Genomic DNA, 13,481 nt, shown 5'->3' on the forward strand with positions numbered 1-13,481 from the left:
CGCCCCGTGCACGCCAATCTATGTCTTTGTGAACGCGTGCACAAAGATGGTGTCCGATTTGCCCCAGGGAAGTGACCGGCATCACGCACCCCCATTACGGACATACGAAACCATTTGCTGCGCCGGAACGTTCCTCTTGAGCGCCACATCCGTAACTCCGCGCCCCACCCATTGCGCGTCGGCGCCCGTCAGCTGGGGCCAGTCCAGCGTGGCGGCCCGCGCCAGCGCCGCCTCGGCGTGCGAATGGCTCGTCTGAGCCCGCGCGTACTGCGCGAACAGCCGGGCCGTGGCGCGCGCGTCCCCCAGCGCCGTGTGCGCCGACCAGCCCGTCACTCCGGCCGCTTCCGCGCATGCGCGCAGGCTCAGCGCCCCGGGCAGGGCTCCCCGCAAGGCCGCCATGCGCATGGTGCACATGGCCGGCACGGCGGGCAGCTCGACGCCCAGACGGGCGTACTCCGCGGTCAGGAACGCCCGGTCGCAGCCCACGTTGTGCCCCACCAGCACCCTGCCGCGCAGCAGCCCCAGCAGCTTCGGCGCGACCTGCGCAAAGCGCGGTGCCCGCGCGGCCGTCACATGCCGGTGCTCGATGCCGTGAATGTGCGTGGGCCCGACCGGGCCCTCGGGATCGACCAGCGTGGAGAACTCGCCCTGGGGAATCAGACCGCCGTCGAGCAGCACCACCGCCAGCTCGACCACCCGGTGCCGACGGGAACTGGACCCGGTCGCCTCGAGGTCGACCACCGCGAATCCGCCGTGAACCCCCTGAGGCCTGGCGCGGAGCACGCTTTCACCGATCCTTTCGCGCGCCCCCGCCGTACGCAGTAATCCAAAACGACCTCGATGGTAATCGAATGGGCGAGCACAGAGAAACCGCGCAAACCGGCTCACCCGCGGCGTCAGGTACTGAGCGCCCTGCGCAGCCGGCCCTCGTCCACCCGCCAGAAATCGTGCTGTTCGCCGTCCACCAGGACGACAGGGATCTGCTCCCAGTACTTGCGGTACAGCTCCTCGTCCTGTGTGATGTCGCGCTCATCCACCGCCGCGCCGAGTTCCCCCGCCACCTTCTCGATCACGACCCGCGCGTCGTCGCACAGATGGCAGCCGGGCTTGCCGATCAGCGTCACAGTCCTCATGCGGGCCATTGTGCCTCCGTCCGGACGGAGATCCGGGTAACAGATACGTCGCAAGGAGTTCATACAGCCGCTCCACGCGCGCATCGGGAGCGCCGAACGAACTGGCTATGCTCACCACATGGCCGCTCTCCCATGGCTCACTCCCCGTAAACGTTCCGCCACCGCGCGCAGCGTCCTGGCAGGCGAGGCCGCGGCCGAGGCCGCCCTCGCGGCGCCCCTGGCGAAACAGGACGACGAAGATGCCGCCGCGCCCAGTGAGTTCCCCGTCATCGGGGACCCCCACGCCGCGGCGTTCTTCGACCTGGACAACACCGTGATGCAGGGCGCCGCGATCTTCCACTTCGGCCGGGGCCTGTACAAACGGAAGTTCTTCCACAAGCGCGACCTGGTCCGCTTCGCCTGGCAGCAGGCGTACTTCCGCATGGCCGGGTCCGAGGACCCCGAGCACATGCAGGAGGCGCGCGACAGCGCACTGTCGATCGTCAAGGGGCACCGCGTCGAGGAGCTCATGTCGATCGGCGAGGAGATCTACGACGAGTACATGGCCGGCAAGATCTGGCCCGGCACCCGCGCCCTCGCCCAGGCCCACCTGGACGCCGGCCAGCGGGTCTGGCTGGTCACCGCCGCCCCCGTCGAGACCGCCACCATCATCGCCCGCCGCCTCGGCCTCACCGGCGCCCTGGGCACCGTCGCCGAGCACGTCAACGGCGTCTACACCGGACGCCTGGTCGGCGAGCCGCTGCACGGCCCCTCCAAGGCCGAGGCCGTGAAGGCGCTGGCCGCCGCGGAGGGACTCGAACTCATCCGCTGCGCGGCGTACAGCGATTCGTCGAACGACATCCCGATGCTGTCGCTCGTCGGACATCCGTACGCGATCAATCCTGACAGCCGCCTGCGCAAGCACGCCCGCACCCAGGGCTGGCGGCTGCGCGACTACCGCACGGGCCGCAAGGCGGCGAAAATCGGCATCCCGGCCGCCGCCGGAGTCGGCGCCGTGGCCGGTGGCGCGGCGGCCGCCGTGGCCCTGCAGCGCCGCCGCCGCTAGGGTCACCGGCGGTAACCGACCCTGCGCGTGCAGAGGTGGGCCGGGGCATCCCCCCGGCTTACCCCCTCTGTTCCCACCCCAGCCCCCGGCGTGCCACACAGCCACAACACGCACTCCACGCGAGCAATTCACGACGCGATATGGTCAACTCCGTTTTCATGTTCGATAATTGACCGGTCACCAATCCGTCAGAGATTGGGCGGAATCGGCGATTTCAGCAACTCGGTGTAGCGTCGCCTGCACGAAGCGTTATTCTCCTCAGACGCAAGCCGGTTCCCACGCGTCGCTACGACGAGTGAACGGTTCCGAACTGCACGTGATGGAAGTTCTGCCTCTGGGAGTCCCGTGTACCCACACAACGGGGTTGACGCCTCTGGCCTGGCTACGCTGCGCGCAATGGTGGTCGACCACCTCCAGCGCGTCGTCCCCGCGTACGCCATGCCCGCCCTCGCCACACCGCTGCCTACCGGTACCGTCCACGGCCCCGTCTACGCCATGGCCGAGGCCGGCACCGCCGTAGGCGGCCGCCGCGCCACCCGCCACAACACGCAGGTCCAGGGCGCCAACACCGCGTCCCGCCGCCCCGCAGCCGACAGCGACAGCGGCCGCATGATGGAGCTGGTCGAACGCGCCCAGGCGGGTGAGACCGAAGCCTTCGGCCGCCTGTACGACCACTACTCCGACACGGTGTACCGCTACATCTACTACCGCGTTAACGGCAAGGCCACCGCCGAGGACCTCACCAGCGAGACCTTCCTGCGCGCCCTGCGCAGGATCGGGACCTTCACCTGGCAGGGCCGCGACTTCGGCGCCTGGCTGGTCACCATCGCCCGCAATCTGGTCGCCGACCACTTCAAGTCCAGCCGCTTCAGACTCGAAGTGGTCACCGGCGAGATGCTCGACGCCAACGAGGTCGAGCGCAGCCCCGAGGACTCCGTTCTGGAGTCGCTCTCCAACGAGTCGCTCCTCAGCGCCGTCCGCAAGCTCAACCCCCAGCAGCGGGAGTGCGTCACGCTGCGCTTCCTCCAGGGTCTGTCGGTCGCCGAGACCGCCCGGATCATGGGGAAGAACGAAGGCGCGATCAAAACCCTGCAGTACCGGGCGGTCCGAACTCTTGCCCGACTGCTGCCCGAAGACGCCCGGTGAGACGGGCTCGGTGAGATCGCTTGCGCCCGTGCTCACGGTCCGATCATCATGACTGCGTAACCCAACTCGTACGGCACTCGTTGCATCAAACGCAGACCCCCCACTGCCGTGCCCTGTTCGCTTCCGGTCACTCGATCGGGTGGACAGGCTCAAGGAACGCAACTTCCGGGCGCTTCGGGGAGTCGAGTGTGAATGACGAGAGGAGGTGCCGCCCGTGATCGCGAACCCAACGGCGCACCGGCGGGCGAACGCCTTCGCCGAGGCCGTGGAGGACTTGAACCTTCCGCAGGCCGACGGCGAGCAGCAGCACGGTGCTCATGCCGCGGACCGGCATGCCGACCCTGAGCAGGGCCGGCTCCTGGCTCTGGCGAACGCCCTGGAGGATGTGCCGAAGCCGACGCTGGACGCCGCGAAGAAAATCGAGCAGCGCGCGCAGCTGATCGCCGCCATGGAGGCCGCGCTGGCCGACGGCACGCTGTCCGTGCCCGAGCAGCGCACCAGCAGTGGTAACAGTGGCGGCAGCAGCCGCAGTGGTGCCCACCGCTACAAGCCCAGCTCCCGCTGGGGCCGCCGGCTCGCCGCCGGCGGGCTCTCCGTCGGCGTCCTCGGCGGCGCCCTCGGCGGGGTCGCCGCCGCCAGCACGGACGCCCTGCCGGGCGACACGCTGTACGGGCTCAAGCGCGGCATGGAGGACATGCGGCTCAACTTCGCCAACGACGACGCCGACCGCGGCAAGGTCTACCTGGACCTCGCCTCCACCCGGCTCCAGGAGGCCCGCCGCCTCATGGAGCGCGGCCGCAGCGGCGACCTCGACGACGAGTCGGTCGGCGAGATCCGCAAGGCGCTCTCCGGCATGCAGCAGGAGGCCTCCGAGGGCCACCGGCTGCTCAGCGCGGCGTACAAGCGGGACGGCTCCCTGCAGCCCATCGAGACCCTGTCCGCCTTCTCCGCCGCCCACCGCCAGGGCTGGAGCAATCTGCGTGACCGTCTCCCGTCGAAGCTGACCGATGTCGGCAACAAGGTCACCTCCGTCTTCGACGCCATAGAGCAGGAAGTGGGCCCGCTGCAGAAGCTGCTGCCCCCGGCCAACCGCACCGGGTCCGGCGACGGCCACAACGGCTACACCGGCAGCACCCGTTCCGGCACCTCCGGCCAGCCCGCCCCCGGAGCCACTGACGGCTCCGCCGGCACCGGCTCCGGCACCAGCACGGCCAGCCCCTCCACCACGGGCTCCTCCAACGACGGTGCCCTCGGCGGCCTCCTCGACGGCAGCTCCACGTCCTCCCCGAGCGCCAGCTCCTCCACCTCGACCGAGTCCACCCAGCCCTCGGTCACCCTCCCGCCGCTCCTCCCGGGGCTACTGCCGGGCCTGGGCCTGACCTCGGACGACAGCTAGGCCTCAGCCGGGTTGTGCCCACCCGTCCCGCACGGCGGAACGGGTGGGCACAACCCGGCCACCGGCCTCAGGCCGCTAGAAGAACACCGAACGCCGCTGCACCAGCAGCTTGGCCCCTTCCCTGAATGCCGCCCTCGCACTGCTCCGCAGGCTTCGGGGCGGCTGCGCCGGACTCCGTCCGTCGATGTCGCGCGCCGAAAGAACCGGTGTCCGGGGTGGGGGTGCCTCCCGGCCGAAGGCTGGTGGAGAGCCCCGGCTAGAAGAACACCGAACGCCGCTGCACCAGCAGCTTGTACAGCGTGTGCTGAATCGTCTCCCGCACCTGGTCCGTCAGGTTGAAGACCAGCATCGGATCGTCCGCCGCCTCCGGCGTGTACTGGTCCGTGGGGATCGGCTCGCCGAACTGGATCGTCCATTTCGTCGGCAGAGGCACCATCCCCAGCGGCCCGAGCCAGGGGAAGGTCGGGGTCAGCGGGAAGTACGGGAAGCCCAGCAGCCGGGCGACCGTCTTGGCGTTGCCGACCATCGGGTAGATCTCCTCCGCACCGACGATCGAGCACGGCACGATCGGCACGCCGGTCTTCAGGGCCGTGGCGACAAAACCGCCGCGCCCGAAGCGCTGCAGCTTGTACCGGTCCGAGAACGGCTTGCCGAGCCCCTTGAAGCCCTCCGGCATGACACCGACGACCTCGCCGCGCTCCAGCAGCAGTTGCGCGTCCTCCGCGCAGGCGAGCGTGTGCCCGGCCTTCCTGGCCAGCTCGTTGACGAGCGGCAGCATGAACACCAGGTCCGCCGCGAGCAGCCGCAGATGGCGCCCGGCCGGGTGGTGGTCGTGGACGGCGACCTGCATCATCAGGCCGTCCATCGGCAGCGTGCCGGAGTGGTTGGAGACGACCAGCGCCCCGCCCTCGGCGGGGATGTTCTCGATGCCCTTGACCTCGACCCGGAAGTACTGGTCGTAGAGCGGCCGCAGCAGCGACATCAGGACCTGGTCGGTGAGCTCCTCGTCGTAGCCGAAGTCGTCGACCTCGTAGTCGCCGGTGACGCGGCGCCGCAGGAAGGCGAGGCCGTGCGCGACCTTGCGGTCCCAGGGGCCGCCCAGCAGCCGGTCGGCGAGGCCGCCGAGGGCGCCTGTGAGGGACGGCGGCGCACTCGGGGACCCAGGTGCCTCCTGATGCTCCGGGGACGCCGGAGACGGCTCCTGCGGGCCGCTCTGCGGCCCGTCGGGTCCGTCCTGCGCATCCCCTTGCGCGTCCTGCGCATGCCGTACGGCGGTGAGCGGCGTGGCCGCGGGGCCGGCGGGACCCGTTTCGCCCTTCTTGCGGCTGCCCGGCCCCGGCACGGTCGTCCCCCGTCCCCGGGGGCGGGGGCTGCCCCTGCGCGCGCGGGTGTCCTCATCGAACGGGATGACCTTGGCGTCCGCCATGGCTCGGCTCCTCCTCGTAGGGGCACTCACGTCTGGTCCCTGGCCACGGGGACCAGCGCGGCAAGCCGGTCGACGCCGTGAGCCAGCCGCTCGGGCGGAAGCAGCCCGTAGCCGTGGCTGCGGGCGTAGTCGCTGAAGGTCCCGGCGGTGGTGAACTTCGGTGTGAACCCGAGAGTCTCACGCATTTGCGTGGTGTCCACCACCCGCCCGTGTGTCAGCAGCCGGATCTGCTCGGGCGAGAAGTCCGTGACCCCCGCCGTGCGCAGCGTCTGCGCCACCCAGGTGACGGCCGGCAGCAGCACCGGCACCGTCGGCTTGCCGAGCCTGCGCGCGGTCTGCGACAGCAGCAGCACCCCGTCCCCCGCCACATTGAACGTCCCGCTGTTGAGCGTGCCGCGCTCGGGATCGCGCACCGCGAGCAGCAGCACATCGATCACGTCGTCCTCGTGGACGAACTGCAGCCGCGGGTCGTAGCCGAAGACCGTCGGCAGCACCGGCAGCGCGAAGTACTCCGACAGCGGCGTATCGGTGCGCGGCCCCAGGATGTTGGCGAAGCGCAGAACCGCCACCGCCACATCCGGGCGACGGCGCGCGAAGCCGCGTACGTAACCCTCGACCTCGACCGCGTCCTTCGCGAAGCCGCCCCTGGGCAGTGACTTGGGCGGCATCGTCTCGGTGAAGACCGCCGGGTCGCGGGGCGCGGAGCCGTAGACGCTCGTCGTGGACTTCACCACCAGGCGGCGTACCGTCGGCGCCTTCTGGCAGGCGCCGAGCAGCTGCATCGTCCCGATGACGTTGGTCTCCTTGACCGCCGTCCGCCCGCCCTTGCCCGGCAGGGTCCCGCTGACATCCATGTGGACGACCGTGTCGACGCCGTGCTCCGCCAGCACCTTTCCGATCATCGGATGGCGGATGTCGGCCCGTACGAACTCGGCCCCGCCCAGATGATGCTCCGGTGGAACGGCATCGACCCCGATCACCCGGTCGACATCCGGCTCGCGCATGACGCGTCTTACGATCCGCCCGCTGAGCTGCCGGGCGACCCCGGTCACGAGCACCACCTTGCCCAAGATCATGCCTCCCTTGGCCTGTGCGGATGCTGTGTACGCACCGTCACCGTATCGGGTCAGTGTTGCGCGATGATGACGTTCGAGCCTACGAACACACACGCAGTGGTGCCCGATGACACGCCCGAAACGCCGCTGCCCTCCCGCCGCCGCGGGATGCGGTGACGGAAGGGCAGGGAAAGCGATCGCGTAGCTCGCTTACTTCTTGTTGCGACGCTGCACACGCGTCCGCTTCAGCAGCTTGCGGTGCTTCTTCTTGGCCATACGCTTGCGCCGCTTCTTGATGACAGAGCCCACGACTACCCTCGCTTCGTTTTCACTCGGTGCGGGGCGTCCGAGCCCACACGACCTACGTCGGCCAAGCCTACCCGCCTTGGAGCGGCGAGCCTAAACCGGGCCGGACAGGGCCGTTTGTCAGGCAGTTTCCCCCACCCCCACGTAGGACTCACGAAGATAGTCATGGACGGCTTGCTCCGGGACCCGGAAGGACCGGCCCACTCGGATCGCCGGCAGATGGCCGCTGTGCACCAGTCGGTACACGGTCATCTTGGACACTCGCATTACCGCGGCGACCTCAGCCACGGTCAGGAACACGACCTCGTTGAGAGGCCTCTCGCTAGAAGCCATGACACACCTGAACCTTCCGCACATAACAGGCACCGGCTTCCCCTCCGGTGACTCCTGCTCGCACGTGCGCTCCTCCCCAGACTAGGTGCGGGTGATGCAAGTGGGGAAGAGGAGTAGCGATCGGTTGACTACTGTGACAGACACGCTCGATTGAGTACATAGCGCGTAAGCGGTCGGTAGTAATCGGACCGCACAGCGTCATCAAGCGGAACCACAACGGACACCCGCCCCTCCGCCTGCGCCACGAACACCGCCGGATCGTCGGAATCCGCCAGCCCAATGGCTTCAATACCCAGCTGACCTGCTCCGCAGACCCAGCCGTGATCCCCCACCACGAGGCTCGGCAGCGGCCCGCCACGCCCGCCCGACCCCGCGAGCGCGGCCCGAACCGGGAGAGGGGAGTGCGTGTGTACCCCCGGCTCGCGCCCGGGCGCGGTGGTGGGCGCGGGACGTACGACCGCGACTCCGCCTACGTACCAGAGAATGTGCTGGCGTAGACCGAATTGCGTCGGCATGTCGATACATCGACCATGCGATGGTGTGAGGACCTGACATCCCGCCGCCGACAGCGCCCCCGCCAATCCGGCGTAGAACCCATGCAACCGTTGCGGATGTCCCGTCCCGAGCAGTACGGGTTCCCTGTGGTCCGCCGCCGATCGGATCCGGTCCGCAAACGCGTCCAAGGCCGCCAGCGTCCGGTCCGGGTCGATCACATCTTGCCCCGAAGTGTGCCCTGGATCCGGCGATACGCCACATCTTTCCGCCATCAGCCGCAGCAGGTCCCCCACCGTCCACCCCCGCTCCGGATCCAGCCCCAGCCGCTGCCGCGGATCCCCCGCCGCAAACAGCCGATAGCTCCGCAGGCTCTTCTCCCGCAACGTAGCGATCGGCCCCGCCAGATGAGCCGCCAGGAGGTGCGCGCGCAGCGCGCCGACACTCAGCACGGCGTGATGTTCTCGCCGAACGGTTCCATCGCGGGGCGAAACCGGAGAAATACGCCCTAACGGGTATTCCTTAACGGGTGTTCCTTACGGCAGCAGCCCGTGCGCCGGGAACACCGCCCGCCGCGTGGCGAGCACCGCCTGGTCCAGCCGGTCCGCCGGGTCGTACCCCGCGTCATGGAACCCCCGCCAACGGGCATCCCGCCCATCGGTCATGCGCAACGGCGCAACCCGCATCGTCCGCCGGTACACCTCCTGCCGCCACTCCTCCGGCGTCTCCGCCTCCGGCGGCACCGGCGCCCCGGCCGCGATCGCCACCAGGTGCGTCCACGAGCGCGGCACCACCTCCACCACCTCGTAGCCGCCCCCGCCCAGCGCAACCCAGCGCCCCTCCGCATGCGCATGCGCCAGCTCGTGACACGCCTCCATCACCGCGCGCTGCGCGTCGAGGCTCACGGCCAGATGCGCCAGGGGGTCCTCGAAGTGCGTGTCCGCGCCATGCTGCGTCACCAGCACCTGCGGCCGGAACGCCGTCACCAGCTCCGGCACCACCGCGTGGAACGCCCGCAGCCACCCCGCATCACCCGTCCCCGCCGGCAGCGCCACATTCACCGCCGAGCCCTCCGCCCCCGGCCCCCCGCTCTCCTCCGGCCAGCCGGTCTGCGGGAACAGGGTCCGCGGGTGCTCATGGAGCGAGATCGTCAGGACACGCGGGTCGTCCCAGAAGACCGCCTGGACCCCGTCCCCGTGATGCACATCCACATCCACGTACACGACCCGCTCCGCGCCGAGCTCCAGCAGCCGCGCGATCGCCACCGCCGCGTCGTTGTACACGCAGAAGCCGGAGGCCGTCCCGGGCATGGCGTGATGCAGGCCGCCCGCGAAGTTCACCGCGTGCGCGGCCTCGCCGCGCCACACCGCCTCCGCCGCGCCCACCGACTGCCCCGCGATGAGTGCCGACGCCTCGTGCATCCCCGCGAACGCCGGATTGTCCTCCGTGCCGATCCCGTACTCGATCTCGGCCGCCTTCGGATCGGCCGACGCCCGCCGCACCGCGGCCACGTACTCCGGCCGGTGCACCAGCTGCAGCGTCGAGTCCCCGGCCGCCGGGGCCGCGGTGACCGTGACACCCGCCGCCCGGTCCAGGCCGAAGTCCCGGACCAGCCCGATGGTCAGTGCGAGCCGCACCGGATCCATCGGGTGACCGGGACCGAAGTCGTAGCCCGTTACCTGCTCATCCCACATCAGCTGTGCGCGGCCGCTCATGGCCGACACCGTATCTGGCCGGATCGGCATCGAACGAGCGGGCATACAGCAGCGTCGCCGCCACCAGCACCATCGGCACCAGCATCGCCCCCCGGTAGCTCCACGCGTCACCCAGCGCGCCCACCAGCGGCGAGCCCACCAGGAAGCCCACGTAATTGAAGATGTTCAGCCGCGCGATGGCCGCGTCCGACGCCCCCGGGAACAGCCTCCCCGCCGCCGCGAACGTCTGCGGCACGATCACGCACAGCCCCAGCCCCAGCAACGTGAACCCCAGCATCCCCACCCACGCCCCCGGCGCCGCCGCCACCACCGCGAATCCGGCCACCGACACCACCGTCCCGGCCCGCACCACCGCCACCGCCCCGAACCGCCGCACCCCGAGGTCCCCCACCGACCGGCCGAGCAGCGTCATGACCATGTAGACGTTGTACGGGACCGTCGAGAGCTGGTCCGAACTGTGCAGCGTGTCCTGCAGATACTTCGCGCTCCAGTTCGACACCGTCGCATCGCCGATGTACGCGAAAGCCAGCACCATGCACAACGGCATCAGCAGCTTCATCGCGACCGGCACAGCCGCCTTGGCCTGCTCAGGGGCATCGGCCGACGCCGCAGCCTGCGAGTCCAGATACCAGCGCCCCGCCACGATCACCAACGGGATCAGCACCGCCGCCACCGGCCCGTACAGCACCGCCAGCCCCAGATGCCAGTGCGCCCCCACCCACGCCAGCGACGCCCCCACAATCCCGCCCAGGCTGAACGCCGCATGGAAGCCCAGCATGATGCTCCGGCCGTACGCGTGCTGCAGGCTCACCCCGAGCATGTTCATCGACGCGTCCAGCGCCCCCACGCACAGCCCGAACGCCGCCAGCGACAGCGCCAGCTCCCACATCGCATCGCCCGAGCCCGCGCCCACCAGCGCCAGGCACACCGCCGGCTGCACCCATCTCAACACCAGCGACGGCCTGACCTTCTTGACCACATGCTCCGCCGTGACACTCCCGACCCCGGCCAGGATCGGAACCGCCGCCAGGAACAACGGCAGCAGCGCGTCACTCACCCCGTAGCGGTCCTGCAACGCCGGTATTCGGGTCACCAGCAGAGCGAACACCGCGCCCTGCGCGAAGAAACTGACGGCCAACGAAGCCCGTCCATACCGCAATCTGCCGTCGATGCCGTCCATGAGCGAGCAGCGTAGGGCCCGAAGCTACGCACCGGTAGATAGATCCGGTCAACAGTTTGTATCAGCCCAACAGCAGCCCCGGCAGCTCCCCCATCTCCCCGAACCTCTCCCCTGCCCCCGCCAGCTTCTCCGCCGGCGTCATCCCCGTGAACCCGTACACATCCATCCCCGCCGCCACCGCCGCCTCCACCCCCAGCGGGCTGTCCTCCACCACCGCACACCGCCCCGGCGCCACCCCCATCACCCGCGCCGCATGCAGAAACAAGTCCGGCGCCGGCTTCCCCCGCCCCACATCCTGCGAGCTGAAGATCCGCTCCTCCCCGAAGCGCTCATACAACCCCGTCTTCCCCAGCCCCACCCTGATCCGCTCATGACTCCCCGACGAAGCCACGCAGTACGGGACCCCGTTGGCCTCCAGCTTCTCCAACACCGCGTCAACACCGGGCACCGGCTGCAGATCCCGCCTGAACGCCTCGAACACCTTCCGATGAAACGTCTCGTCGAAGTCCGCCGGCAGCCGCCGCCCCGTCCGCTCCGCGACGAGGTCATGGACCCGGTGCATCGCCGACCCCATGTAGTCCCGTATCGATTCCTCGTACGTGGTCGGAAAACCGACCTCCGTCAGATACTCCGCAAGAATCCGGTTCGAAATCGGCTCACTGTCCACGAGGACGCCGTCATTGTCGAAGATGACCAGGTCATAGCGCATGGCCCAACCCTAGGCTCCCGAACGCAAAAATGCCTCAGTCCCCGAGCACAAGGCTCGGGGACTGAGGCTAAAAATTGTTCGGCGGCGTCCTACTCTCCCACAGGGTCCCCCCTGCAGTACCATCGGCGCTGAAAGGCTTAGCTTCCGGGTTCGGAATGTAACCGGGCGTTTCCCTAACGCAATGACCACCGAAACACTATGAAGACAACTGAACCGGAACAACACAGTTCGTTACTTCAGAACTACACAGTGGACGCGAGCAACTGAGGACAAGCCCTCGGCCTATTAGTACCGGTCAGCTCCACCCCTTACAGGGCTTCCACATCCGGCCTATCAACCCAGTCGTCTACTGGGAGCCTTAACCCCTCAAAGGGGGTGGGAATACTCATCTCGAAGCAGGCTTCCCGCTTAGATGCTTTCAGCGGTTATCCCTCCCGAACGTAGCCAACCAGCCATGCCCTTGGCAGGACAACTGGCACACCAGAGGTTCGTCCGTCCCGGTCCTCTCGTACTAGGGACAGCCCTTCTCAATATTCCTACGCGCACAGCGGATAGGGACCGAACTGTCTCACGACGTTCTAAACCCAGCTCGCGTACCGCTTTAATGGGCGAACAGCCCAACCCTTGGGACCGACTCCAGCCCCAGGATGCGACGAGCCGACATCGAGGTGCCAAACCATCCCGTCGATATGGACTCTTGGGGAAGATCAGCCTGTTATCCCCGGGGTACCTTTTATCCGTTGAGCGACGGCGCTTCCACAAGCCACCGCCGGATCACTAGTCCCGACTTTCGTCCCTGCTCGACCCGTCAGTCTCACAGTCAAGCTCCCTTGTGCACTTACACTCAACACCTGATTGCCAACCAGGCTGAGGGAACCTTTGGGCGCCTCCGTTACTCTTTAGGAGGCAACCGCCCCAGTTAAACTACCCACCAGACACTGTCCCTGATCCGGATCACGGACCGAGGTTAGACATCCAGCACGACCAGAGTGGTATTTCAACGACGACTCCACCACGGCTGGCGCCATAGCTTCACAGTCTCCCACCTATCCTACACAAGCCGAACCGAACACCAATATCAAGCTATAGTAAAGGTCCCGGGGTCTTTCCGTCCTGCTGCGCGAAACGAGCATCTTTACTCGTAGTGCAATTTCACCGGGCCTATGGTTGAGACAGTCGAGAAGTCGTTACGCCATTCGTGCAGGTCGGAACTTACCCGACAAGGAATTTCGCTACCTTAGGATGGTTATAGTTACCACCGCCGTTTACTGGCGCTTAAGTTCTCAGCTTCGCCATGACGAATCATGACTAACCGGTCCCCTTAACGTTCCAGCACCGGGCAGGCGTCAGTCCGTATACATCGCCTTACGGCTTCGCACGGACCTGTGTTTTTAGTAAACAGTCGCTTCTCGCTGGTCTCTGCGGCCACCCCCAGCTCAAGCAGCAAGTGCTATCACCAGTGATGGCCCCCCTTCTCCCGAAGTTACGGGGGCATTTTGCCGAGTTCCTTAACCATAGTTCACCCGAACGCCTCGGTATTCTCTA

The 13,481-nt window shown here is 68.0% G+C and carries 13 protein-coding genes and 2 rRNA genes (1 of these 15 cut by a window edge); 3 read left to right on the top strand and 12 right to left on the bottom strand.

Features of this window, described 5'->3' with window-relative positions:
- Positions 1-81 precede the first annotated feature (81 nt).
- Together OG607_RS18935 and OG607_RS18940 are read right to left on the bottom strand one after the other, a co-directional pair.
- Positions 82-741: an exonuclease domain-containing protein gene (locus OG607_RS18935; RefSeq protein ID WP_405724475.1), complete on the bottom strand. Its 660-nt coding sequence runs from the start codon at positions 739-741 to the stop codon at positions 82-84.
- A 155-nt stretch (positions 742-896) separates the two neighbouring features.
- Entirely contained in the window at positions 897-1,133 is a 237-nt protein-coding gene (locus OG607_RS18940; RefSeq protein WP_329314031.1) for a glutaredoxin family protein, read from the bottom strand.
- Between the two features lie 118 nt (positions 1,134-1,251).
- Here OG607_RS18940 and OG607_RS18945 point away from each other — a divergent pair, with 118 nt between their 5' ends.
- The 3 genes from OG607_RS18945 (at position 1,252) to OG607_RS18955 (ending at position 4,720) form a co-directional block, all read left to right on the top strand.
- On the top strand, positions 1,252-2,178 hold the full coding sequence (locus OG607_RS18945) for an HAD family hydrolase (protein WP_405724477.1): 927 nt from the start codon (positions 1,252-1,254) through the stop codon (positions 2,176-2,178).
- A 345-nt stretch (positions 2,179-2,523) separates the two neighbouring features.
- Positions 2,524-3,324, top strand: a complete 801-nt coding sequence (locus OG607_RS18950; protein WP_405724479.1) for an ECF subfamily RNA polymerase sigma factor, BldN family — start codon at positions 2,524-2,526, stop codon at positions 3,322-3,324.
- A 214-nt stretch (positions 3,325-3,538) separates the two neighbouring features.
- The gene (locus OG607_RS18955; protein ID WP_405724481.1) at positions 3,539-4,720 is read left to right on the top strand and encodes a DUF5667 domain-containing protein; all 1,182 of its coding nucleotides are present in this window, start codon (positions 3,539-3,541) and stop codon (positions 4,718-4,720) included.
- A 256-nt stretch (positions 4,721-4,976) separates the two neighbouring features.
- Here the strand turns inward: OG607_RS18955 and OG607_RS18960 are convergent, their stop codons facing one another.
- From OG607_RS18960 to OG607_RS19005, 10 genes are all read right to left on the bottom strand, one after another.
- Positions 4,977-6,146, bottom strand: a complete 1,170-nt coding sequence (locus tag OG607_RS18960) for a 1-acyl-sn-glycerol-3-phosphate acyltransferase (protein WP_405724483.1) — start codon at positions 6,144-6,146, stop codon at positions 4,977-4,979.
- A 26-nt stretch (positions 6,147-6,172) separates the two neighbouring features.
- Positions 6,173-7,216 (bottom strand): NAD-dependent epimerase/dehydratase family protein, encoded by a 1,044-nt coding sequence (locus tag OG607_RS18965; protein ID WP_405736892.1) that lies wholly within the window; start codon positions 7,214-7,216, stop codon positions 6,173-6,175.
- 195 nt (positions 7,217-7,411) lie between these two features.
- Positions 7,412-7,510 carry a 30S ribosomal protein bS22 gene (locus OG607_RS18970; RefSeq protein WP_003948845.1) on the bottom strand — a complete coding sequence of 33 codons (99 nt, stop codon included), beginning with the start codon at positions 7,508-7,510 and terminating at the stop codon, positions 7,412-7,414.
- A gap of 117 nt (positions 7,511-7,627) precedes the next feature.
- Positions 7,628-7,840, bottom strand: a complete 213-nt coding sequence (locus OG607_RS18975) for a helix-turn-helix domain-containing protein (protein ID WP_018558718.1) — start codon at positions 7,838-7,840, stop codon at positions 7,628-7,630.
- Between the two features lie 128 nt (positions 7,841-7,968).
- Positions 7,969-8,784, bottom strand: a complete 816-nt coding sequence (locus OG607_RS18980; RefSeq protein ID WP_405724486.1) for a phosphatase — start codon at positions 8,782-8,784, stop codon at positions 7,969-7,971.
- A gap of 84 nt (positions 8,785-8,868) precedes the next feature.
- Positions 8,869-10,047: an acetoin utilization protein AcuC gene (locus OG607_RS18985; protein ID WP_405724488.1), complete on the bottom strand. Its 1,179-nt coding sequence runs from the start codon at positions 10,045-10,047 to the stop codon at positions 8,869-8,871.
- On the bottom strand, positions 10,016-11,227 hold the full coding sequence (locus OG607_RS18990; RefSeq protein WP_405724490.1) for an MFS transporter: 1,212 nt from the start codon (positions 11,225-11,227) through the stop codon (positions 10,016-10,018). Before OG607_RS18990 ends, OG607_RS18985 begins: the two co-directional genes overlap by 32 nt.
- A 61-nt stretch (positions 11,228-11,288) precedes the next feature.
- Complete coding sequence (locus OG607_RS18995; RefSeq protein ID WP_405724492.1) at positions 11,289-11,936, bottom strand: HAD family hydrolase; 648 nt, start codon at positions 11,934-11,936, stop codon at positions 11,289-11,291.
- A gap of 76 nt (positions 11,937-12,012) precedes the next feature.
- Positions 12,013-12,129 (bottom strand): 5S ribosomal RNA (gene rrf, locus OG607_RS19000).
- A 72-nt stretch (positions 12,130-12,201) separates the two neighbouring features.
- Positions 12,202-13,481, bottom strand: a 23S ribosomal RNA gene (locus OG607_RS19005); it runs 1,844 nt beyond the window's last position.

Source organism: Streptomyces sp. NBC_01537 (assembly GCF_045040445.1).
Taxonomy (GTDB): domain Bacteria; phylum Actinomycetota; class Actinomycetes; order Streptomycetales; family Streptomycetaceae; genus Actinacidiphila.

Bases quoted from the DNA above. Each gene is read 5' to 3' on its own strand.
- OG607_RS18995 (WP_405724492.1), bottom strand. From the start codon at position 11,936: ATGCGCTATGACCTGGTCATCTTCGACAATGACGGCGTCCTCGTGGAC.
- OG607_RS18940 (WP_329314031.1), bottom strand. From the start codon at position 1,133: ATGAGGACTGTGACGCTGATCGGCAAGCCCGGCTGCCATCTGTGCGAC.
- OG607_RS18960 (WP_405724483.1), bottom strand. From the start codon at position 6,146: ATGGCGGACGCCAAGGTCATCCCGTTCGATGAGGACACCCGCGCGCGC.
- OG607_RS18945 (WP_405724477.1), top strand. From the start codon at position 1,252: ATGGCCGCTCTCCCATGGCTCACTCCCCGTAAACGTTCCGCCACCGCG.
- OG607_RS18990 (WP_405724490.1), bottom strand. From the start codon at position 11,227: ATGGACGGCATCGACGGCAGATTGCGGTATGGACGGGCTTCGTTGGCC.
- OG607_RS18985 (WP_405724488.1), bottom strand. From the start codon at position 10,047: ATGAGCGGCCGCGCACAGCTGATGTGGGATGAGCAGGTAACGGGCTAC.
- OG607_RS18975 (WP_018558718.1), bottom strand. From the start codon at position 7,840: ATGGCTTCTAGCGAGAGGCCTCTCAACGAGGTCGTGTTCCTGACCGTG.